Consider the following 20868-nt stretch of genomic DNA (forward strand, 5'->3'; position numbering starts at 1 on the left):
GATACCAACGGAGGAAATCGCAGTGCTGGAAACTCTGCTCAAACCGAATACCGGCGCATCGCTGTCCGGCTGCGTACGCTGGACCCAGCCGATGGATGGCGTGCGCGTGTGCGATTTTGACTGCGCGCTGACCGTGCCGCCGGCCATGCCTGCGGAGCCATCCGAGGTGCCGTGCGAGGTGCTGTTCTGCCGGCAGGGCGGTCTGCGGCTGACCATGACCAATGGGCGGCAAGTGTTTCTGCATGAGCACGAGGTACTGCTGCTGCTTGGCGCAAGTGTGCAGAGCCTTTCGGTCGCGGACGGATTGTTCAGCGGTGAGCTGGTGCTCATCGAGCAGAGTGCAGCGGCACCGTGCCGTCTGACGGTCAACGCAGCACGAATCAAAGCACGAGTCACTCCGCATCTGGGCTGCGTAGTGCTGCGCAGCGCGGTGTGGATTGATAGTCTGGCTGCGGCACTGCAATCCGTTCCGGAACGGGACAGAGCCGCCTACAGTGCAATCAAAGCCATTGAGCTGCTGTACCTCATCAGTACAGACAGTCCGCTGCTGACGATACCGCCGGAATCCGTCTCCCGCGATCACTATCTGACCGATACAGTGAGGCAGGTACAGGAGTATATGGTATCGCACCTGTCCGACTCGCTTACGATCGACCAGCTGTCTGCACGGTTTCGCATTTCGCCGACCGCCTTGAAGGATATATTTCGGCAGACCTATGGTCGTCCGATCCACCAGTATCTGCTCGAAAAGCGGGTGCAGCATGCTGCCGAACTGCTGCATCGGAGTCCGCTCTCCATCGTGGATATTGCGGCGGCGGTCGGCTATAACAGCGCCAGTCAGTTCGGTGTGGCGTTCAAGCGCCGCTATCAGCTGACGCCCTCGCAGTACCGCCGACAAGCTCGAAAAAGTTAGCAAAATGCAACTATTTTGATGATAAAACTAAAAATTAGCGGCAACAAACTGCGAAAATGTCCGATTCCGTGCGTTTCATGTCTAAAGCTGTGCGACAAGCAGGGAAAATTGTGATATGATAATCGCAAACAAAAAAACACACCATGTTTGGAGGTGTACTGTATGAAGCAGCATCGTTTTTGGGCATGGGCCGCGTTGTTCTGCATGGTAATGACGATGATTACCGGCTGTAAGCGCAAGTGAGATTGATAGGAGGAACATATTATGAAGAAGATTTACAAGGACATCGCCGTATTTGTTGGTGGCACTCTGTTCGGTTCCGCAGGTATCAAGCTGCTGAGCAGCAAGGATGCTAAGAACGTATATACCCATGCTACCGCAGCGGTTCTTCGCATGAAGGATACTGTTATGAACACCGTTGACTGCGTTAAGGAGAACGTCGGCGACATCCTCGCTTCCGCAGAGGAGATCAACGAGAAGCGCGCTGCTGAGGCAGAGGCTGCTGCTGTTGAGGATGCAGACATTGAGGTTGAGCTGACCGATGAGGACCCGACTGCTGCTCCGGTTGAGGCATAAGAACCTGTTGCCAAACCGTGGTTTGGCGGACAGGAAGAACGGACTGTGAGCCGTTCCAAAGTCGCCCGAAAGTTCCCGTTCGGAAGCTTTCTCCCTCTTAGGGAATGAAAACCGAGGTACATGTTCCCGGTTTTCATGGGACGAATATCAAAGAGGGGCAGAGCCCCTCTTTTCCTATCTACCGGAAGTAAGCTGGAGGTAATTTTACTATGAAAGCATTCATTGAACACGAAAGCCGCGGACGGCTTCGTGTGCGCATGAAGCAGTACCGCATGACGCTGGAGCAGGCTGATCTGCTGGAGGCGTATCTGCAGAATCAGCCGGGTGTACTCAACGCAGCCGTGCACGAGCGCACCTGCTGTGCTGTCATCCGCTACATCGGTGACCGCGAGAATATCATCCGCGCGATCGCTCAGTTTAACTATACTGCACCGTCTGTTACGGCGCTGACGCCGACCCACAGCGGCCGTGCGCTCAACCGTGAGTATCAGGAAAAGCTGGTCGGCAAGGTTATTACGAAGTTTGCCTGCACGCTGTTCCTGCCAACGCCGCTGCAGATAGCACGCACGATCTGGCTGTCGCTGCCGTTCCTCGGCCGCGGTCTCAAGCGCCTGATTCACAGAGAGCTGAAGGTTGAGCTGCTCGACGCGCTGTCCATCGGTGTTTCGATGGTACGCCGGGACTTCTCCACGGCAGGCTCGGTTATGTTCCTGCTCGATATCGGTGAGCTGCTCGAAGAGTGGACGCACAAAAAGTCGGTTGACGATCTGGCGCGCTGTATGTCGCTCAACGTAAAACGCGTATGGCTCAAAACCGATGACGCAGAGGTACTTGTACCGCTGTCAAACATCGCTGTCGGTGATCACATTCTGGTTCGCATGGGCAGCGTCATCCCGCTGGACGGTGAGGTTGTTGAAGGCGAAGTCATGGTTAATCAGGCATCGCTTACCGGAGAATCCATGCCGGTTGCAAAGCGTCCGGGTACGCAGGTTTACGCCGGCACGGTCATCGAGGAAGGCGACTGCGTGATCGAGGTCACCCAGTCCTCCGGCGAGAGCCGCTATGACAAGATCGTTTCCATGATCGAGCAGTCCGAGCAGCTCAAGAGTGCAGCTGAGAGCCATGCCGCCAATCTGGCGGACAAGCTGGTGCCGTATACGCTGGTCGGCAGTGCGCTCAGCTACGCACTGACCCGCAATGTCACCCGTGCACTGTCCGTGCTGATGGTTGATTTCTCCTGTGCGCTCAAGCTGGCTATGCCGCTGGCGGTTCTGTCCGCCATGCGTGAGGCAAGCATGTATCATATCACGGTCAAGGGCGGCAAGTTCCTCGAGGCTGTCGCGCAGGCAGATACCATTGTATTTGACAAGACCGGCACACTGACGCATGCCTGCCCGGTGGTTGCCAGGGTTATTCCGTTCGGCGGCCGCACCGAGGATGACATGCTGCGCGTTGCAGCATGCCTGGAGGAGCATTTCCCACACTCCATGGCGAACGCCGTGGTCCGCGCTGCGCGTGAGCGCAATCTGGCGCACGAGGAAATGCACTCGCAGGTTGAGTATATCGTAGCGCACGGCATTTCCAGCATGGTTGAAAACAAGAAGGTCGTTATAGGCAGTGCACACTTTATCTTCGAGGATGAAAAGTGTACGGTTCCGGCCGGTGAGCAGGAGAAGTATGATGCACTCCCGCCCGAGTTCTCGCACCTGTATCTGGCCATCGGCGGTGAGCTGGCGGCTGTTATCTGCATCGCGGATCCGCTCCGTCCGGAGGCCCGCGATGTGATGAAGGCGCTGCGCGCCCTCGGCATCAAGCGCACAGTCATGCTGACCGGCGACAGTGAGCGCACGGCAGCGGCTATCGCGGCTGAGGTCGGCGTGGACGACTACCGCGCTGAGGTTCTGCCGGAGGACAAGGCGAACTTTGTCGAGCAGGAACGCGCGGCGGGCCATACGGTTATCATGCTCGGCGACGGTATCAACGATTCTCCGGCGCTGTCGGCGGCTAACGTTGGCGTAGCCATCAGTGACGGCGCTGCCATCGCCCGTGAGATTGCGGACATCACCATCGCAGCGGAGAATCTGTTTGAGCTGGTTGCGCTGCGCCGTATCGCACAGGGTCTGATGAGCCGCATCAACTCCAATTACCGTTTTGTAATCGGCTTTAACGGTTCGCTGATCGGTCTGGGCGTTGCCGGCGTGCTGGCTCCCGCAACCTCTGCGATGATGCACAACCTGTCTACGCTGGGCATCAGCCTGCGCAGCATGACCAATCTGATCGATTCTTCCGAGACGACCCGTCTGCTGGAGAACCGCTAATTTAGAGTGAAAGTTTGAGAGTGGAGAGTGAAGCGCTTTCCACTCTTTCTTTTCAGTCATAGCAAAACCCCGTCTTTGACGGGGGGGTGAGGCTGTCGAAAAACTATCGTTTTTCGAGCAGCCTCTCGATCGAAACCACGCTTTCGATCGAATGCTGAAGAAAAACTGCGTCCTCCGGACACATTTTTTCTTCCCTTGTATAAAAACCGAGGTACACAAGGTGAATTGCCGCATAGCGGCAAGAGAGGGGGGTCTGGACCACGCCCCCGGTTTTTATGAATTTGCTGCGCAAATTCTATTTTATGCGTGCTGTCGCACGAAGCACAAAATAGAAATTTGACTTTTTCGACAAGCTGCCCCCGTCTTTGACGGGGGGTTGTGTTTCTATAACTGTTTGAAAAACTGTATTTTTACTTCTGCTGCCACGCCATTCCATAATCTTTTTCTCCGGTAGCTTCATCCAGGCCGCTGTACTGAATTTCAAATCCTTCTCTTTGATAAAAAGATATTGCTGGTGTGTTTTTTTGATATACATTCAAAATCAGTTTGCTTCTTGTATTCTTTACATAATTCAGCAGTATTTTACCAATACTCTGCGACTGCATTGCCTCAGAAACAAAAATGCCTTCAATATATTCGCCATTCAGCCCGATAAATCCTTGTATCTTCTGATTGTCCTCATAGACATAGACAGTTGCCTGCAACAGCAGTTCTTTCACAAGCTCCAAATTGCTTTTCCAATATTGGGCAGGGATAAAATAATGTGCCTTTATATTGGTATCCAACCATATATCGGCAACTTGATTGATATCTGCTTTTCGTAATTCTCTAATCATAGCGGGGGACTCTCCTGCAAATTTGATTGTTACACAATAGAAGGTAATGTCAGATACGTTACCGGATGTGGAAACGTAAACAGCGGGCGCTGTTCGCCGCTGGCGTTGATCAGCGTGAGGGACAGCGTGCGCAGGTCATTCGTCGGCAGCGGCACAAGCTGTGTCCACTCGGTGCGGATAAACCGGTTCGGACCGGTTTCGGTCAGCGTGTAAGTTCCATTATGGTATGCAAGGAACAGGGGCTGTCCCAGAGTAGGCTGCATTTCCAGAGAAATGGAAGCATTCCGATCTCGATGGATTGCAAAAAAGCGCGTCAGCAGCGCATACGGCGGCTTGAGTTTATTCTGTCCGGTCAGGCGCAGTGTACCGCAGTCGCGCCAGCGCGGCACGGAACAGATATGCCGGGCGTCCCATTCGGTCACCGGATCAAAAATGTGCTGCCCAATGTTGGAATCGGCCATAAACCATTCGGTGTAGGGGAGACCATAGGCGTTTTCGCCATCTGCGGAAAACAAAACCGAATAGGTGAATTCGTCGGTCTGTCCGCACGGCTGCAGGTGATACTCTGTGCCGTCAAATGTCAGAGAACCGGTTTCACCGTTCGGTGTGCGCAAGGTGAGTGTGCTGGGTTCGTCTGCTTCGGCAAGCTCATACAGTACAGAATCATCTATGACCTCACGGTCGGAGGAGATTGTCAGCGTGTCGAAATCAGCCGCCATAGCGGGATAAGCACATAGAACCAGCGCCAAAACGGCAGATAACAGGCGTTTTTTCATATAATCGTCTCCTTGGATGCTGCTTTATCTGCAATCACTTTCTTTTCGCTTTCTAATTCCTTATTTTCCTCTCCAATAATTTCCTTGTTTGATCAAACTGGAATTGGTCAAGCTTTTGACTTAGGGCAATACCGCATAATTGAACAAGAGTGATTTGCGAGTAAATTTTGCGTACTGACGAGGCGCAGTTTTGCGGTAATACTTGATGTATTACCGTGAAACTGCAACAAAGTCAGGGCACAAAATTTCCGCAAAGCACCGCCGCTTTAATTGTGCGGTGTTGCCTTAGAGCATTTCCAAGTTACAAATGCAAGAATACCGCAGATTACAGCAACTCCGATGCATACGGCTCTCGCAATATTGCTCAAATCCAAGAAGCCACTTCCTGAACCTGTAATAGCACAGGCGATTGCTAAAATGGTTATGAGAGTAAAAACAATACTAATCACTTTCAGAATGACACCTTTTTCCATGCAATCACGCTCCTTTATCAAATCCTAATTTATCATTCTACTGTGACTTCACTATACCATGAATGCGTCCGAAACACAATCACCCATTGACACCACCGATATTCCGATAGATAATATAGGCAATAGGAAAGCTTTACGCAAGAAGGGAAGTGCTTCAACGAATGAAACGCAGCTACGAGATGGACCTGTGCAGCGGTCCGCTGCTGAGCAAAATCCTGCTGTTTTCGCTGCCGCTGATTCTTTCGGGTGTGCTGCAGCTGCTGTTCAACGCGACCGACATTGTCGTAGTCGGCAAATTTGCGGGCAGCAATGCGATGGCGGCGGTCGGCTCGACCACCTCGCTGTTCAACCTGCTGGTCAACTCATTCATCGGTATTTCGGTCGGTGCGAACGTGCTTGTCGCGCGGCATTACGGCGAGCGGGATTACGACGGTGTGCAGCAGACCATCCAGACGGCGCTGCTCACCGGCTTAATTGGCGGCACGATACTGATCGTGCTCGGCGTTGTGCTCGCACGTCCCATGCTGACGCTGATGGCCACACCGGACGAGGTTATTGACCAGGCTGTGCTGTACATGCAGGTGTACTTCATCGGCATGCCGGCAACCATGATCTACAACTTCGGTGCCGCCGTACTGCGTGCTGTGGGCGATACCCGGCGTCCGCTGTACTTCCTGATGGCGGCCGGCGTGATGAACGTCCTCGGCGACCTGCTGTTTGTGTGCATCCTCGGCATGGGTGTCGCCGGAACGGCTATCGCCACCGTGCTCAGCCAGTGCGTTTCGGCGGGCCTAACCGTGCTGTGCCTTGTCAAAACGGATGGTATGTGCCATCTCGACCTGCGCCGTCTGCACTTCCGCGCGGATAAATTCGCCCGCATCATGCAGATCGGTCTGCCGGCCGGTATGCAGAGCGTTATCTTCAATATCTCGAACGTACTCATTCAGTCCTCGGTCAACAGCTTCGGCGCAGTAACGGTTGCGGGCAACACGGCAGCCGCCAACATTGAGGGCTTTGTGTACATTTCGATGAATGCGCTCTATCAGACCTCCATCAGCTTCACCAGTCAGAATCTCGGTGCAAAGAATTATCACCGCATCGACCAGACACTCGTGCGCTGCATGTGCATCGTCACACTGATCGGTCTGGTGCTCGGCAACGGCGCACATCTGTTCGGCAATCATCTGCTGCACATCTACTCGGATGATCTGGAGGTCATCTCGTTCGGTATGCAGCGCCTGTCGGTCATCAGCGTCACCTACTGCCTGTGCGGCATGATGGATGTGCTCGCGGGCACAATACGCGGTCTGGGCTATTCCATGCTGCCAATGATCGTCTCGCTGATTGGCGCATGTGTGTTCCGTATCATCTGGATTTTTACGGTCTTTCGCGTGCAGCATACGCTGTTCATCCTGTATGCGTCCTACCCGATCTCGTGGATACTGACCATCCTGGCGCACTTTGTGTGCTACCTGATCGTGCGGAAAAAGGTTTTCCGGCCGCAGGAGATATAAGCGCGCGTTTTTCTCCGGAAAACGGTTGTAATTGACGGTTAAATATAGTATAATACTCGTGCAATGCGGGAATTTCCCGCGCAATAAGTAAATAAGCGAACAGTCGGTGCCGCTGTCTGTAAAGGAGCAGCGGGTAAAAGGGAAGCAGGTGCAAATCCTGCACGATCTCGTCACTGTAAGCGGGGAATGGACTGCCATTTACGTCACTGATATTACGGTATCGGGAAGGCGGCAGTTCTAAGGCAACATCGCATGATGAAAGCTGCGGCGCTTTGCGGAAACTTTGTGTCCTGACTTCGTTGTGATTTCACGGTAATACATCAAATATTACCGCAAAACCACGCCTTGTCAGTACGCAGAATTTACTTGCAAATCGCTCTTGTTCAATTATGCGGTATTGCCTTAAGAGCCGCAAGTCAGGAAACCTGCCGGTCTGTTGGTACGGGAAGCTGCTTCCGGGTCACGAGTTATTGATTGTACTGATACCGCATGATTTTTGATTCAAGCAGTCCCTTTCATCATATATTGATGGGGGGACTGTGTGTTTTCCGTACCCTTTTTCTTTCAAAGTGTGCGCTTTCGCTTTGCAGGCAAAACGAAGGAGGAAAACCATGAGCAAAGTAAGCAAACTGAAGAAGCTCGGCATTATGCTGATCGTTTCCGGCATGCTGATGTCCATGCTGACCGCTTGCGGCGGCAGCAAGACCGCAGATGCGGATGACACGAAGGACAATAACACCACTGCACAGACTGATGCGCAGGATCAGACCGATCCGGACGAAAACTATGAAACGGGTGACGCTTCCTTGGACGATCCGCTGAATCAGGATGAAATTGGCGATACCGAGCTGCTCGTAGTCAGCTTCGGCACCAGCTATAACGACAGCCGCCGTGAGACCATCGGCGCCATCGAGAAGGCGATGCAGAAGGCGTTCCCGGATTACGCGGTACGCCGCGGCTTCACCAGCCAGATCATCATCGACCATGTAAACAAGCGTGACGGCGAGAAGATCGACAACGTAACCGAGGCACTGGACCGCGCCGTAGACAACAAGGTAAAGACCCTGGTTGTTCAGCCGACCCATCTGATGAACGGTCTGGAGTACAACGACCTTAAGGATGAGCTGGCAGGCTATTCGGATTCCTTCGAGAAGATCGTGCTCGGTGATCCGCTGCTGACCTCTGATGATGACTTCCAGAAGGTTATGAATGCCATCGTAGACGCAACCAAGGAGTACGACGACGGCGAGACCGCAATCTGCTTCATGGGTCACGGCACCGAGGCGGATTCCAACAGCGTTTACACCAAGATGCAGGAGACTCTCAAGGCCGCAGGCTACGATAACTACTTTGTCGGCACTGTTGAGGCAACTCCGTCCCTTGATGACGTAATCGCAGCCGTTAAGGCAGGCGGCTATAAGAAGGTTGTTCTGCGTCCGCTGATGATCGTTGCAGGCGACCACGCCAATAACGATATGGCAGGCGACGAGGACGGCTCCTGGAAGACCGAGTTTGAGAAGGCAGGCTTCGAGGTAACCACCGTAGTTGAGGGCCTTGGCTCTGTGCAGGCAATCCAGGATCTGTTTGTTGCACACGCACAGGCAGCGATTGATTCCCTGAAGTAAATCAAGTAAACAGCAGGGTCCGGACCGTGGAATGCGGACGGACCCTGTTTTTGTGGAAATTTTGATTGTCGATTTCGGTGTGCAGAATTGAGAATTGAAAATGGAGAATTATACCCAGAGTGAAGCGTTGAGAGTGAAGAGAACGTGATAGGCGTAATTCGCAGGTGCCGTCTGTAATATCCAGATTAACGATTTGTGCGGCACGGTTATCCCCCAGGGAACCTTCTCTTACCCTTCGGGCAATGCACCTTGTGCCCCTGCCGGGTAGGCAAGATTCCGTTCGCTTCTCAAGCGCAAATGCCCCGAATGGCAGCCATTCATCAAAATCCCGTTTTTATATCGCAAAACAAAGGAGAAGCCACAATGAAGAACAAAAAAGCACTGTTAAGCGCCGTATTTGCGGCATTCATGCTCCTGTCCGCCTGCGGCGGCAGCACCCAGAAGGACACCTCCTCGCAGGACAGCAGCACCACCTCTCAGGTCGCTTCTGCGTCCGATATGGCCGGTGTCGAGGACGTTGTTGAGGACGGTATGACGCCGATCACCGGCGACAAAGTGAAGGACGGTACCTACGATGTAACCGTCGATTCCAGCTCCAACATGTTCAATGTTACCGCATGTGAGCTGACCGTCAAGAACGGCGAAATGACCGCCAAGATGCACATGGGCGGTACCGGTTATCTGTACGTCTATATGGGCACCGGCGAGGAGGCTGCCGCTGCCGCTGAAGCCGACTACATTCCGTTTACCGAGGAAGCCGACGGCACACACAGCTTTACCGTTCCGGTTAAGGCGCTCGATGAGGGCATTGACTGCGCAGCCTTCAGCAAGAAGAAGGAGAAGTGGTACGACCGCACTCTGGTGTTCCGTGCGGACTCTTTGCCGGCAGACGCACTGGCAGACGGCGTAATGACCACCGCTGAGAGTCTGTCCCTCGCAGACGGCACCTACACCGCTGACGTAACGCTTTCCGGCGGCTCCGGCCGTGCAAGCGTGGAATCTCCCGCAGCGCTGACCGTTTCGGGCGGCAAGGTGACGGCTAAGATCATCTGGAGCAGCAAAAACTACGATTACATGAAGGTGAACGACGAAAAGTACGATGCTGTGATCGAAAATGAGCACTCCACGTTTGAAATTCCGGTTGCGGGCTTTGACTGGGCGATGCCGGTCGTAGCCGACACTACCGCAATGAGTGAGCCGCACGAGATCGAGTACACGCTGCGTTTTGACTCTGCGTCCATCGCTCCGGCAGCAAAATGAGAAGAATTACAGCATGGTGCCTGAGTGCGGCACTGCTGCTCGGCGGTCTGTCCGGCTGCGGAACTGCCCGGCAATCGACCGCACAGACGCAGGCGGCGGTCTCGTGGAGCGACATGCAGCCGACCGACAGCGTGGATTTGGAGTATGCCGAGTGCTTCTCGGTCGATCACTATGACGGCGGCTATTCGCTCATTACCGTGAAGGACGACGCACGTTATCTGGTCGTTCCGGAAACTGCGTCCGTGCCGGACGGTCTGGACGCGGATATTACGGTGCTGCAGCAGCCGCTGGACAGCATTTATCTGGTTTCCTCAAGTGTCATGGACCAGTTCGTTGCACTGGATGCGCTGGACAGCATTTCACTGTCCGGCACCAGGCAGGACGGTTGGTACATCGACGAGGCCAAGCAGGCGATGGCGGACGGAAAAATCGTCTACGCGGGCAAGTACAGCGCGCCGGATTACGAGACCATCTACTCCGCTGACTGCAATCTTGCTATTGAGAACACCATGATCTACCATACGCCTGAGGTAAAGGAGCAGCTCGAAAAGCTGGGTATTCCGGTGTTTGTCGAGCGTTCCAGCTACGAGCCGCACGCACTCGGCCGCATGGAATGGATCAAGGTGTACGGCACGCTGCTCGGCTGCGAGGACAAGGCGGAAAAGCTGTTTGCGGATAAGGTGGACGGCATTGTGGACATCCTGCAGAAGCCGGCAGCCGGCAAGACGGTTTCGTTCTTTTACATCACGTCAAACGGTGCGGTCAATGTTCGCAAATCCACGGATTATATCGCGGAGATGCTCAGTCTGGCAGGAGGAAAGTACATTTTTGATGACCTGACGGACGATACGGCAAAGTCCACCGTCAATATGCAGATGGAAAGCTTTTACGCCGGAGCCAGGGACGCGGATGTGATGATCTACAACGCCACCATCGACAGTGAGCTGCAGACGCTTGACCAGCTGTTGAAAAAAAGTACGCTGCTTGCGGACTTCAAGGCCGTGAAAACCGGCAATGTGTGGTGTACGGAGAAGAACTTGTACCAGTCCACAATGGAGCTGGACGAGCTGATCCGCGACTTCCATACCGTCATTGCAGACGGCGATCCGTCCACCCTGAAATACTTACACAAACTGTCCTGAAAGGAGAGGATTTCCCATGAAACCGCAGCCTAAAATGCGTTATGCGGGCGCGTTTGCCGTGCTTCTAGCACTGCTGGCCGTGCTGTTCGTGTGGAATGTCAACTCGGGCAGCCTGCACCTGTCCGTCCGAGAGGTCGCGCAGATTCTGCTGACGCACAGCGGCGACAATGCGGTCATCGTGTGGGAGATTCGCCTGCCGCGTATCTTCGCGGCCATCCTGCTCGGCGGTGCGCTGTCTGTCTCCGGCTTTCTGCTGCAGACCTTTTTCGCCAACCCGATCGCGGGACCGTTCGTGCTGGGTATTTCCTCGGGCGCCAAGCTGACGGTTGCGCTGACGATGATAGGCGCGCTGTCCTGCGGGCGCGTGCTCGGCTCTGCTGTCATGATAACAGCTGCCTTTGCGGGAGCCATGCTCTCGATGGGCTTTGTGCTGCTCATCGCGCAGCGCGTGCGGCAGATGCCGCTGTTGGTCGTGAGCGGCGTGATGATCGGCTATATCTGCTCGGCGGTGACGGATTTCGTCATTACCTTTGCTGAGGATTCCAATATTGTCAACCTGCATAACTGGTCGATGGGCAGCTTTTCGGGCATTTCCTGGGACAATATCCGCGTGATGACGCCGGTCGTGCTCGCGGCGCTCGTGTGCGTGTTCCTGCTGTCCAAGCCGATCGGCGCGTACCAGCTCGGAGAGGGGTATGCCCGCAGTATGGGCGTCAACATCACCGCGTTCCGTGTGGTGCTGATCCTGCTGTCGAGCGTGCTCTCGGCGTGTGTAGCGGCGTTCGCCGGACCGATCTCGTTCGTCGGCATCGCGGTTCCGCATCTTGCGAAAAGCCTGTTCGGCACGGCAAAACCGATACTGATGATACCGGCGTGCTTTCTCGGCGGTGCGGGATTCTGCCTGCTGTGCGATCTCATCGCGCGGACGGTGTTTGCACCGACGGAGCTGAGTATCAGCACCGTGACAGCCCTGTTTGGTGCGCCGGTCGTCATTTATATTATGGTGCATCGGAAGTCCTCCAGAGGGTGAGTCTGCGTCCTCACGCAGAGGGAGTGGGAGCCAACCCTTGGCTTGGGGACCAAAAGGATAGACACCAAGGTTTCTATCCTCTTGGAACTCCAGTTTCCTATTGTTAGATAGTCTGGCGCATACCAGAGACCGGCGACCGCTTCGAAAAGGGGGAACGGCAGACGATTTTTCCTATCGTAGGGGAGCACAGTGTGCTCCCATGTCGAAACCCATACGCAGTGCCAGATTCCTTGCTGCTACACAGGCGGTTCAATCAGCGCAGGCGCGGCATGACAGTGCCGCGCAAGTCGTTAGCCTGGAGTATATAGACAGCACCTGCGGATTTATTGGTTTGGTATAATCTATCTGCGCAGGTGTTGTCTGGAATAACGCGTAAAAGAGTTGCGCGACACGGGCATGTCGCGCCCAGCGTAGAGTAGCCCGCATGTGTAGCAGTATGTTATCTGTGAACTGCGAAAAGACGGAGAAAGACACGCAAAAGTAACCCGACTGCCATTCCCTAATAGTCTCAGCTCTGCAAATTTCGCCGTGCTATCCCAAAAGGAAACGGGATTCATAAGGGTGGAAACCTTGGTGTCCACCCTTATGCCCTTCGCTGTGGGCACGGCACCCCTGCCGGGTAGGCAAGATTCTCTTGCTTCGTAAGCAATCATGTTAAAGAAGAAGGTACAAAATGTCCCATCCTTTTGTCGAAACAAAAGAAATGACCGTCGGCTACCGCGGTGTGCCGCTCATCCGAGACATCGCCCTGAGTGTTCACCGCGGTGAGATTTTAACGCTCATCGGCCCGAACGGCTCGGGTAAATCGACAATCCTCAAAAGCCTCATTCGTCAGCTGGCGCTCATCGGCGGTACGGTGTATCTGGACGGCAAATCGCTGCAGGCCCTGCCCGAGCGTGACCTTGCGCGCACGATGTCCGTGCTGCTCACCGAGCATGTGCGGCCGGAGTTGATGACCTGCTGGGATGTGGCGGCCGCAGGCCGCTATCCGTACACCGGACGGCTGGGTCTGCTCAGTGACGAGGACCGCGTCAAGGTGGACGAGGCGCTTGCGCTTGTCGGCGCGGATGAACTTGCCGACCGCGATTTTTCCTGCATCAGCGATGGCCAGCGGCAGCGTGTGCTGCTGGCCCGCGCCATCTGCCAGGAGCCGGAGGTCATTGTGCTCGATGAGCCCACCTCCTTCCTCGACATTCGCTACAAGCTGGAACTGCTGACCGTGCTCAAGCAGCTGGTGCGCGAAAAGCAGGTAGCGGTCATTCTCTCGCTGCATGAGATTGATCTGGCGCAGAAGCTATCCGATCGGCTCATCTGCGTTCACAACGGCAGAATTGAGCGCTGCGGTACGCCGGAGCAGGTATTCACCGGCGATTACATCCGCACCCTGTATGACCTCGAGCGCGGCACTTATAACGAGCAGTTCGGCAGTCTGGAGCTCGAGCGGGTGACAGGCGAGCCGCGCGTGTTCGTTATCGGCGGCGGCGGAAGCGGAACGGCACTGTACCGCAGACTGCAGCGGCGCGGCATTCCATTCGCGGCAGGCGTTCTGCCGGAGAACGATGTAGAGCTGCCGACGGCTCGTGCTCTGGCGGTCGAGACCGTCACCGAGCGGGCGTATCAGCCAATCGGCGAGGACGCTTACGCGCGTGCGCAGGCGCTTGTACGGCAGTGCGGAAATGCGGTCTGCTGTCTGGATTTGTTTGGTCCGGTCAACGAAAAAAACCGCGTGCTGCGCGACTGGGCGCAGCAGGAGGGGCTGCTGCGGAGCAAATCGAAATTGGAAGATATTACATGATAATCGCCTGAAATGTTGCTCAAAACGCAATGTTGTGGTAAAATAGCCAATAATGCCAATGGTGACAGGGAAGGTTTCGCCCGGTCACCGGTGAGAGACAACCACTTTGTCACAGGAAAGCGATAACATGGCAAGAAAGCAACAAAAACGACATAACAGAGGCAGCTATCGGCGGAAATCCGCCCATGCACATCGCAGTACGCGGCATATGCAGCCGGTAAGAACGCAGAAAACAGTCAGACGCTGTCTGCCTGAGGCGGAAGTGCGCCGCAGACAGCGGGCACGCCGTCGGCAGTTTGCACTGCTCGGGCTGGCAGTCCTGCTCGTTGTGCTTATTTTCGCCTTTCGGCATTTGATCAGCGCACCGCAGCAGAGCGGCGCGGACGGTGATACCGGCAATTCCGGCACGAGTGCAACCGAGGAGGTCAAGCAGGTAGCCAAGGCAGTGAATGTCTATCAGTCGGTTATGTACTATCAGCCGGTGGTGCAGAAATACGCCGAACAGAACGGCATTCCGGAGTACACGGATGTACTGCTGGCTATCATGCAGGTGGAGAGCGGCGGCAAGCTGACCGATATCATGCAGTCCTCCGGCAGCGCGGGTCTGCCGAACGATTCACTCGAGGAGGAGAGCTCGATCCGGCAGGGATGCACCTATTTTGCACACCTGCTGCGCAAGGGTAAATCGCTGGACTGTGATCTGGACTGCATCATTCAGGCGTATAATTACGGCAGCGGTTTCCTCGATTACGCAGCCAAGTTCAACGGCGTTTACAGCACCGAGTTGGCGGAAAAGTTCGCGGAGGAGCAGTCCGGCGGCAACACTGTCCAGTACGACAATCCGATGGCGGTGAAGGAAAACGGTGGCTGGCGCTATGCCTACGGCAATATGTTCTATGCCCGTCTGGTTAAGCAGTATTTGATCGAGTGATCGTATTTTGCGTTCTGTTTGGACAAAACTACTTGACAAACCGTCTGCAAAAGGCTATACTTATCCCACAGCTTAGATTATTTATAAAACCGTAGGAAAAGGAGGAAATCACCGTGCGTGCAGTTCGAATGGAAATGTGCATGATGTGTGGTTCTGCTCGTTTTTCTGCGAAGCAGCCGTAAGGCTGAAACGCATAGGCGGGCCGCTTTTCATGCGGCTGATACAGAAAACGGGCGGAAAGCAGAAACCTGCTTTCCGCTTTTCTTTTGAAAATGTAAGGAGGAATGAATGTGGCACAGGATGTGATCGTCCGGATTCAGGGCCTGAACAAGACCTTTCGCGGCAGAGCCGGAACGGTAGTTGCGCTGAACGGTATCGACCTTGATATCTATCGCGGCGAGATTTTCGGCATTATCGGTCTTTCGGGCGCAGGCAAGTCCACACTGGTACGCTGTATCAACTTTTTGGAGAAGCCCACCGAGGGCACGGTAACGGTGGACGGAGAGGAACTCGGCAGACTGAGCAAAAAGCAGCTGCTCGAGGCTCGCCGGTCGATGGGTATGATCTTCCAGCAGTTCAACCTGCTGCAGCAGAGAACCGCACTGCAGAATATCTGTTTTCCGCTGGAGATTGCGGGAACCGGCAAAGCAGATGCGGAAAAACGGGCGCGTGAGCTGCTCGAGATCGTCGGTCTGTCAGACCGAGCGGATAACTATCCGAGCCAGCTGTCCGGCGGTCAGCAGCAGCGTGTGGCGATTGCACGAGCACTTGCGACCAACCCGAAAATCCTGCTGTGCGACGAGGCGACAAGCGCACTCGACCCGACGACAACGCGCTCCATTCTCGCGCTGCTCAAGGAGATCAACAAGACGCTCGGCATCACCATCATCGTTATCACGCATGAGATGGCGGTCATCGAGGAGATCTGCCAGAGAGTTGCGATCATTGATTCCAGCCGTATTGCCGAGGTCGGCACGGTGGACGAGGTGTTCACCCGACCGAAATCCGCAATGGCCAAGCAGCTTATCTATCCGGACGGTAAACGCAATTCTCTTGCGACCGGCAAGCGGTATTGCCGCATTGTGTTTGACGGCAATTCGTCGTTCGAGCCGGTGGTATCCAACATGGTGCTCGAGTGCAAGGCGCCGGTCAATATTATGTTCGCGGACACCAAGAACATGGATGGCAAGGCTTACGGTCAGATGATCCTGCAGCTTCCCGAGGACGAACGCGCGGCAAAACGCGCACTGGCGTACCTCGAAACCCAGAACGTACACGCAGAGGAGGTAGCCGATTATGCTTCCGTTTAATGTTTGGGCGCAGAGCCTTTGGGAAACCCTGTATATGGTCATTGTTTCGACCGTTATCTCGTATGCGATCGGTCTGCCGCTCGGTCTGACGCTGGTTGTTACCGATAAGGGCGGCATCCGTCCGATGCCGGTCGTCAACACGGTTCTGGGCGTGGTTGTCAATATCATGCGCTCTATCCCGTTCCTGATTCTTGCCGTTATGATTACACCGATTACGCGCGCGATTGTCGGCAAGGCCATCGGCACCACTGCGATGATCGTTCCGCTGACCTTTGCGGCAGCACCGTATGTAGCCCGCATGGTCGAATCCTCCATCAAGGAGGTGCCGTTTGGTGTGATCGAAGCCGCACAGTCCATGGGTGCAAGCCCGTGGCAGATCGTGTGGAAGGTGCTCGTGCCGGAGGCAAAGCCGTCCCTGATGGTTGGCGGCGCAATCTCGGTCGTTACCATCCTCGGATATTCCGCGATGGCAGGCTTTATCGGCGGCGGCGGTCTGGGTACCGTAGCCGTAAACTACGGCTATAACCGCTATAATTTCCCGATCATGCTGATAGCGGTTATCATTATCGTCATCGTTGTTCAAATTTTCCAGGAGGTCGGCATGCGCCTTGCACACCATCTGGATAAGAGAAACAGATAATCGTTTTTCATTCTCAATTTTATTTTGTTATCATTAAAAATGATATATATCAGAAAAGGAGCGAATTCCAATGAAGAAGACAATCGCAGCAATTCTGGCAGGCGCCCTGTGCCTGACCGCACTGACCGCTTGCGGCGGCAGCAAGACCGACAGCGCTGCAGCTGACAACAGCAGCGCAGCAGGCGACGACAAGACGATCACCGTTGGCGCTACCCCGACTCCGCACGCAGAGATCCTGAATGCGGCAAAGGACGCACTCAAGGCTGAGGGCTACACCCTGAATGTTGTTGAGTTCACCGACTATGTGCAGCCGAACACCGCACTGGTTGACGGTGATCTGGATGCAAACTACTTCCAGCACACTCCGTACCTGAACAACTTCAACAAGGAGAACGGCACGGATCTGGCTGCTGCATTCGATATGCACTACGAGCCGTTCGGCATTTACGCCGGTAAGACCGCTTCCATCGAGGAGCTGAAGGACGGCGCTTCCATTGCCATCCCGAACGACGGCTCCAACGAGACCCGCGCACTGCTTCTGCTGCAGGATGCCGGTCTGATCAAGCTGAAGGACGGCATTGACCCGACCTCCGACGCTACTAAGCTGGATATCACCGAGAACCCGAAGAACCTGGACATCCAGGAGATCGCTGCTGAGCAGCTGCCGCGTTCTCTGGCAGACGTTGACCTTGCTGTTATCAACGGCAACTATGCACTGCAGGCAGACCTGAACGCCGCTGAGGACTCCCTCATCACCGAGAACCCGGACTACGCTAAGGTCTATGTAAACGTAGTTGCTTGCCGTTCCGGTGAGGAGAACAGCGACAAGATTCAGGCGCTGAAAAAGGCGCTGCAGAGCGACGACGTTAAGAAGTACGTTGACGAGACCTATAAGGGTGCAGTCGTAACCGTATTCTAACTTCGATCACGACCACGCTCGTGATCGAGGAGGACATGCCGAGCAATAGCTCGGACATGTCTGGGGCGGGATTCTGCGCGTCCGCTTTGCGGGCACACAGAATCCCTTACTTGTATAAAATCCCACGCACATGTCGCGGGATTTTATGAAAAGAGGCGGCATAGACCGCCTTTTTCTATTATATGCGCGCTTACGCGCTGTCCGCTGCGGCGGAGCCAATGGCTCGGATTTCTGGACGAAATCCTGCCATGCGGGTGCGGCTTGCAAGCAAGCCGGAATAAAAAGAAAACCGAGGCGGATGCCTCGGTTTTTGTTTTGCCTGTTACTGTACATTCAGCGTAAACGCCGGATTTTCGGCGGCCGCGTCCGCCAGCACGCGGAGCACCAGCTCGCCGTAATTGCCGAGATGCGCGACCAGCATCTCCGGGTGCCGCAGCGTGAGCCGCGCCGCCGGATAGGCGGTCAGCAGGTCGTACAGCGCGTCCAGATTGCGGCCGTAGTCGGCAGGAAAGCCGCACACCTTGGTCAGCACATCGTGCAGCTGCTCGCGCGTGTACAGCGTTTCCGCGTCCAGAAGCAGTTCTTTCATTCTCATTTCCCCCGAAATTGAATTATTGTAAAAGCTATTCTGTGATTTCCTCGAAACTTTCGTAATGGTCGGCGGTGTAGTAGATTCGGCCGTCGTCCGCGTAGACCAGCCGTTCCGCGCCGCGCTTGTCGGCTCCGCGGGTGTTGAGGTCGCACTCGTGATAGCTGCCGTCCGGCAGGGTGCCCTCGTAGTTGCCAAACCGGTCGCCGCCGATCGAGCAGCCGGGTGCATACGGCTCGAGCGAGCCGCCCTGCCAGCCGAGTGCCTGCGCCTGCTTTTTCGTGATGTAGTTGGAGGGTAAGTGCCCGTATTCGGTCAGATAGGCGGAAACCTCGTCCTTGCTGTCGTACTGCCCATCCTCGGTGACGGAAACAGCGGAAGCGCTGTCCGAGGTGATGATGGCGGTCGGTCCGTCCGCACCGCCGATGATGCCGATTTGACCGGCGCAGCCGGTCAGCGTGCCGAACGTCAGCAGCAGGGACAGCCATAAAGCGGTTAATTTTTTCATATTCTGTTACTCCTGTGCCGTAGGATAGAACAGCACGAACAGATCGTGGTACAGATTGCGTCCGTCACCGCTCTTGATGGCGCGCAGCTTGCCGTTGACGAACACATAGCCGTCTGTGTTCACGCCGATCGAGTTGCCGTTCTGGAAGGTCACGGTCAGGCGGTTGGCAGTCAGCTTGTTCTGGCTGGGCTTGATAAAGTGCGGATAGGCGGTGTAGGTCTGCTCACTGAGAAGCTGTATGATAGCGGTTTTCTGGTTGTCGTCGGTTTGCGGTACCTCCACGTCATTCTCGGTGAGGGTGATGGTGGATTGCGGTCCGGTTTCCGCGATGTCGGAAAAGTCCTGGCTGTAAACGTGGGTATAGATCAAACGTCCGGTGGCGAACAGCAGCAGAAGCAGCAGCGTGCCGCAGATGGCCAACACGAGCGAAACGGTTTTTCGCATGGAAAATTAACTCCTTTGGGTTTTATATAAAACAGGTTTTTGATTGTGAACGGTAGGTTTTTTGCCTGAAATCAAGCGGAGAGCTGCGCTCTGCGGAGCGCGGGAGTTCGCCGCGCCCCGCGGCGGGGCAAGAGGGTAGACACCAAGGTTTCTACCCTCTTAACTCCCACTTCCTTTTGGGAGGGTCTGGCGCAGATTACCGACATGTGACCGCCGCGAGATAGGGGAACGGCAGAGGATTTTTTCTACCGTAGGGGAGCACAGTGTGCTCCCATGTCGAAACCTATACGCAGTGCCGGATACCGTTCTGCTACATATGTGGTTTCACCTTGTGTCGCGCCTGCGTTGACCCTCCGACCTGTGTAGCAGTACGTTATCTGTGAACTGCGAACATTTCACGAAACAAACGCAGTGGTAACCCGACTGTCGTTCTCCTGTTTCGGAGCGGTCGCCGCTCTCCGATTTTCGCCAGACTATCTAACAAGGGAAAGGTAGGAGTTCAAAGAGGAAGGAAAACCGCAGGTTGTCCTTCCTTTTTGCCCCCGCGGCGGGTGCCGCGACGTTCCCGCCGCAGCGGCGGCGAATCCCTCGCTGAACCTCAGCGAAAAACCTCCCGCCCGTTAGGGGCGAACACGCTTACGCAGTTCGCATACCCCGCTCAGCAGGTGCAGAAAAATCCGTGCCGAATTGATAAATCAAATTCATCTAATTAAAGCATATCCTAAAAAAACAGCACTGTCAACGCAATAAAAATTACAAAATGTAAACAATTTGTATATGTCAGCGCACTTTGTGGGAATTTGTGCAATAAGGATTGACAACCATCTTCTACTATTGTAGAATATAAGCAATAAAAGGTGTTTTACATTTGTAGAATAGAAGGAGGGTTAGACTATGCGAAACGACAAGCGATTGCCCGATGCGGAGCTGGAGGTCATGCAGACAATCTGGTCTCTGGGCACACAGGTCACGGCGGCCGAGGTGCAGCAGCACGCGGATAAGGATTGGAAAATGACCAGCGTGCTCACGTTCCTGTCCCGCCTGTGCGACAAGGGATTTCTTTCCTGCACGAAGGAGGGACGGCAAAACCTGTACACGCCGCTCGTCAGCGAGGAGGACTACCGTCAGCGCGAGAGCGTCGGTTTTCTGCGCCGGCTGTGCGGCGGCTCGGTGAAAAATCTGGTCGCGAGTCTGTCGGATGCGGGCGCACTGACCGAGCAGGACATCGACGAGCTGCGCGCGTTCCTCGACAGGCAGGCGCACTAAGGA

Annotated in this window: 20 protein-coding genes and 1 riboswitch; of the genes, 14 read left to right on the forward strand and 6 right to left on the reverse strand. The window is 54.9% G+C overall.

The window, feature by feature from the left end; genetic code table 11:
- The first annotated feature begins 22 nt into the window (after window positions 1-22).
- The 3 genes from DW088_RS09735 (at window position 23) to DW088_RS09745 (ending at window position 3807) form a co-directional block, all read left to right on the forward strand.
- Window positions 23-913, forward strand: coding sequence for a helix-turn-helix domain-containing protein (locus tag DW088_RS09735; RefSeq protein WP_118360560.1), 891 nt, complete (start codon window positions 23-25; stop codon window positions 911-913).
- Between the two features lie 264 nt (window positions 914-1177).
- On the forward strand, window positions 1178-1489 hold the full coding sequence (locus DW088_RS09740) for a DUF6110 family protein (protein ID WP_116705070.1): 312 nt from the start codon (window positions 1178-1180) through the stop codon (window positions 1487-1489).
- Between the two features lie 209 nt (window positions 1490-1698).
- On the forward strand, window positions 1699-3807 hold the full coding sequence (locus DW088_RS09745; RefSeq protein WP_118360561.1) for a heavy metal translocating P-type ATPase: 2109 nt from the start codon (window positions 1699-1701) through the stop codon (window positions 3805-3807).
- Window positions 3808-4217: 410 nt separating this feature from the next.
- On the opposite strand, the gene DW088_RS09750 is transcribed toward DW088_RS09745, so the two are convergent.
- The 3 genes from DW088_RS09750 to DW088_RS09760 form a co-directional block, all read right to left on the reverse strand.
- Window positions 4218-4643, reverse strand: coding sequence for a GNAT family N-acetyltransferase (locus tag DW088_RS09750; protein ID WP_110435740.1), 426 nt, complete (start codon window positions 4641-4643; stop codon window positions 4218-4220).
- A 29-nt stretch (window positions 4644-4672) separates the two neighbouring features.
- A complete protein-coding gene (locus tag DW088_RS09755) occupies window positions 4673-5419 on the reverse strand; it encodes a hypothetical protein (RefSeq protein WP_118360562.1) in 747 nt (248 codons plus the stop codon).
- Between the two features lie 266 nt (window positions 5420-5685).
- Window positions 5686-5892, reverse strand: a complete 207-nt coding sequence (locus tag DW088_RS09760) for a hypothetical protein (protein WP_118360563.1) — start codon at window positions 5890-5892, stop codon at window positions 5686-5688.
- A 161-nt stretch (window positions 5893-6053) separates the two neighbouring features.
- On the opposite strand from DW088_RS09760, the gene DW088_RS09765 reads away from it, so the two are divergent.
- The 10 genes from DW088_RS09765 (at window position 6054) to DW088_RS09810 (ending at window position 18058) form a co-directional block, all read left to right on the forward strand.
- On the forward strand, window positions 6054-7406 hold the full coding sequence (locus DW088_RS09765) for an MATE family efflux transporter (RefSeq protein WP_118360564.1): 1353 nt from the start codon (window positions 6054-6056) through the stop codon (window positions 7404-7406).
- Between the two features lie 87 nt (window positions 7407-7493).
- Window positions 7494-7853: riboswitch (cobalamin riboswitch) on the forward strand.
- 164 nt (window positions 7854-8017) lie between these two features.
- Window positions 8018-9031: a sirohydrochlorin cobaltochelatase gene (locus DW088_RS09770; protein WP_118360565.1), complete on the forward strand. Its 1014-nt coding sequence runs from the start codon at window positions 8018-8020 to the stop codon at window positions 9029-9031.
- 363 nt (window positions 9032-9394) lie between these two features.
- On the forward strand, window positions 9395-10291 hold the full coding sequence (locus tag DW088_RS09775) for a hypothetical protein (protein ID WP_118360566.1): 897 nt from the start codon (window positions 9395-9397) through the stop codon (window positions 10289-10291).
- Window positions 10288-11433, forward strand: a complete 1146-nt coding sequence (locus DW088_RS09780; protein WP_118360567.1) for an ABC transporter substrate-binding protein — start codon at window positions 10288-10290, stop codon at window positions 11431-11433. The genes DW088_RS09775 and DW088_RS09780 overlap by 4 nt, the downstream gene beginning before the upstream one ends.
- Window positions 11434-11449: 16 nt before the next feature.
- Entirely contained in the window at window positions 11450-12463 is a 1014-nt protein-coding gene (locus tag DW088_RS09785) for a FecCD family ABC transporter permease (protein ID WP_118360568.1), read from the forward strand.
- Between the two features lie 673 nt (window positions 12464-13136).
- Complete coding sequence (locus DW088_RS09790; RefSeq protein WP_118360569.1) at window positions 13137-14258, forward strand: ABC transporter ATP-binding protein; 1122 nt, start codon at window positions 13137-13139, stop codon at window positions 14256-14258.
- A gap of 208 nt (window positions 14259-14466) precedes the next feature.
- Window positions 14467-15189 carry a lysozyme family protein gene (locus DW088_RS16305; RefSeq protein WP_243029874.1) on the forward strand — a complete coding sequence of 241 codons (723 nt, stop codon included), beginning with the start codon at window positions 14467-14469 and terminating at the stop codon, window positions 15187-15189.
- A 284-nt stretch (window positions 15190-15473) separates the two neighbouring features.
- Complete coding sequence (locus tag DW088_RS09800; RefSeq protein WP_118360570.1) at window positions 15474-16499, forward strand: methionine ABC transporter ATP-binding protein; 1026 nt, start codon at window positions 15474-15476, stop codon at window positions 16497-16499.
- Window positions 16486-17139 (forward strand): methionine ABC transporter permease, encoded by a 654-nt coding sequence (locus DW088_RS09805; protein ID WP_118360571.1) that lies wholly within the window; start codon window positions 16486-16488, stop codon window positions 17137-17139. Before DW088_RS09800 ends, DW088_RS09805 begins: the two co-directional genes overlap by 14 nt.
- A gap of 70 nt (window positions 17140-17209) precedes the next feature.
- Window positions 17210-18058 (forward strand): MetQ/NlpA family ABC transporter substrate-binding protein, encoded by an 849-nt coding sequence (locus DW088_RS09810; protein ID WP_118360572.1) that lies wholly within the window; start codon window positions 17210-17212, stop codon window positions 18056-18058.
- Window positions 18059-18380: 322 nt separating this feature from the next.
- On the opposite strand, the gene DW088_RS09815 is transcribed toward DW088_RS09810, so the two are convergent.
- From DW088_RS09815 to DW088_RS09825, 3 genes are read right to left on the reverse strand one after another with little or no spacing between them, the layout of a single operon-like run.
- Window positions 18381-18647, reverse strand: a complete 267-nt coding sequence (locus tag DW088_RS09815; protein ID WP_158557204.1) for a barstar family protein — start codon at window positions 18645-18647, stop codon at window positions 18381-18383.
- Window positions 18648-18681: 34 nt separating this feature from the next.
- Complete coding sequence (locus DW088_RS09820) at window positions 18682-19155, reverse strand: ribonuclease domain-containing protein (RefSeq protein ID WP_118360573.1); 474 nt, start codon at window positions 19153-19155, stop codon at window positions 18682-18684.
- Window positions 19156-19161: 6 nt separating this feature from the next.
- Window positions 19162-19599 (reverse strand): hypothetical protein, encoded by a 438-nt coding sequence (locus DW088_RS09825; RefSeq protein ID WP_118360574.1) that lies wholly within the window; start codon window positions 19597-19599, stop codon window positions 19162-19164.
- An 894-nt stretch (window positions 19600-20493) separates the two neighbouring features.
- On the opposite strand from DW088_RS09825, the gene DW088_RS09830 reads away from it, so the two are divergent.
- Entirely contained in the window at window positions 20494-20865 is a 372-nt protein-coding gene (locus tag DW088_RS09830; protein ID WP_118360575.1) for a BlaI/MecI/CopY family transcriptional regulator, read from the forward strand.
- The last annotated feature ends 3 nt before the right edge of the window (window positions 20866-20868 follow it).

It is taken from the genome of Butyricicoccus sp. AM05-1, from assembly GCF_003474415.1.
In the GTDB taxonomy this organism is placed as follows: domain Bacteria; phylum Bacillota; class Clostridia; order Oscillospirales; family Butyricicoccaceae; genus Agathobaculum; species Agathobaculum butyriciproducens.

Excerpts from the sequence above, each read along its gene's own strand:
- DW088_RS09740 (WP_116705070.1), top strand. The coding sequence starts at position 1,178 with ATGAAGAAGATTTACAAGGACATCGCCGTATTTGTTGGTGGCACTCTG.
- DW088_RS09745 (WP_118360561.1), top strand. The coding sequence starts at position 1,699 with ATGAAAGCATTCATTGAACACGAAAGCCGCGGACGGCTTCGTGTGCGC.
- DW088_RS09750 (WP_110435740.1), bottom strand. The coding sequence starts at position 4,643 with ATGATTAGAGAATTACGAAAAGCAGATATCAATCAAGTTGCCGATATA.
- DW088_RS09755 (WP_118360562.1), bottom strand. The coding sequence starts at position 5,419 with ATGAAAAAACGCCTGTTATCTGCCGTTTTGGCGCTGGTTCTATGTGCT.
- DW088_RS09760 (WP_118360563.1), bottom strand. The coding sequence starts at position 5,892 with ATGGAAAAAGGTGTCATTCTGAAAGTGATTAGTATTGTTTTTACTCTC.
- DW088_RS09765 (WP_118360564.1), top strand. The coding sequence starts at position 6,054 with ATGAAACGCAGCTACGAGATGGACCTGTGCAGCGGTCCGCTGCTGAGC.
- DW088_RS09770 (WP_118360565.1), top strand. The coding sequence starts at position 8,018 with ATGAGCAAAGTAAGCAAACTGAAGAAGCTCGGCATTATGCTGATCGTT.
- DW088_RS09775 (WP_118360566.1), top strand. The coding sequence starts at position 9,395 with ATGAAGAACAAAAAAGCACTGTTAAGCGCCGTATTTGCGGCATTCATG.
- DW088_RS09780 (WP_118360567.1), top strand. The coding sequence starts at position 10,288 with ATGAGAAGAATTACAGCATGGTGCCTGAGTGCGGCACTGCTGCTCGGC.
- DW088_RS09785 (WP_118360568.1), top strand. The coding sequence starts at position 11,450 with ATGAAACCGCAGCCTAAAATGCGTTATGCGGGCGCGTTTGCCGTGCTT.
- DW088_RS09790 (WP_118360569.1), top strand. The coding sequence starts at position 13,137 with ATGTCCCATCCTTTTGTCGAAACAAAAGAAATGACCGTCGGCTACCGC.
- DW088_RS16305 (WP_243029874.1), top strand. The coding sequence starts at position 14,467 with ATGCAGCCGGTAAGAACGCAGAAAACAGTCAGACGCTGTCTGCCTGAG.
- DW088_RS09800 (WP_118360570.1), top strand. The coding sequence starts at position 15,474 with ATGAATGTGGCACAGGATGTGATCGTCCGGATTCAGGGCCTGAACAAG.
- DW088_RS09805 (WP_118360571.1), top strand. The coding sequence starts at position 16,486 with ATGCTTCCGTTTAATGTTTGGGCGCAGAGCCTTTGGGAAACCCTGTAT.
- DW088_RS09810 (WP_118360572.1), top strand. The coding sequence starts at position 17,210 with ATGAAGAAGACAATCGCAGCAATTCTGGCAGGCGCCCTGTGCCTGACC.
- DW088_RS09815 (WP_158557204.1), bottom strand. The coding sequence starts at position 18,647 with ATGAAAGAACTGCTTCTGGACGCGGAAACGCTGTACACGCGCGAGCAG.
- DW088_RS09820 (WP_118360573.1), bottom strand. The coding sequence starts at position 19,155 with ATGAAAAAATTAACCGCTTTATGGCTGTCCCTGCTGCTGACGTTCGGC.
- DW088_RS09825 (WP_118360574.1), bottom strand. The coding sequence starts at position 19,599 with ATGCGAAAAACCGTTTCGCTCGTGTTGGCCATCTGCGGCACGCTGCTG.
- DW088_RS09830 (WP_118360575.1), top strand. The coding sequence starts at position 20,494 with ATGCGAAACGACAAGCGATTGCCCGATGCGGAGCTGGAGGTCATGCAG.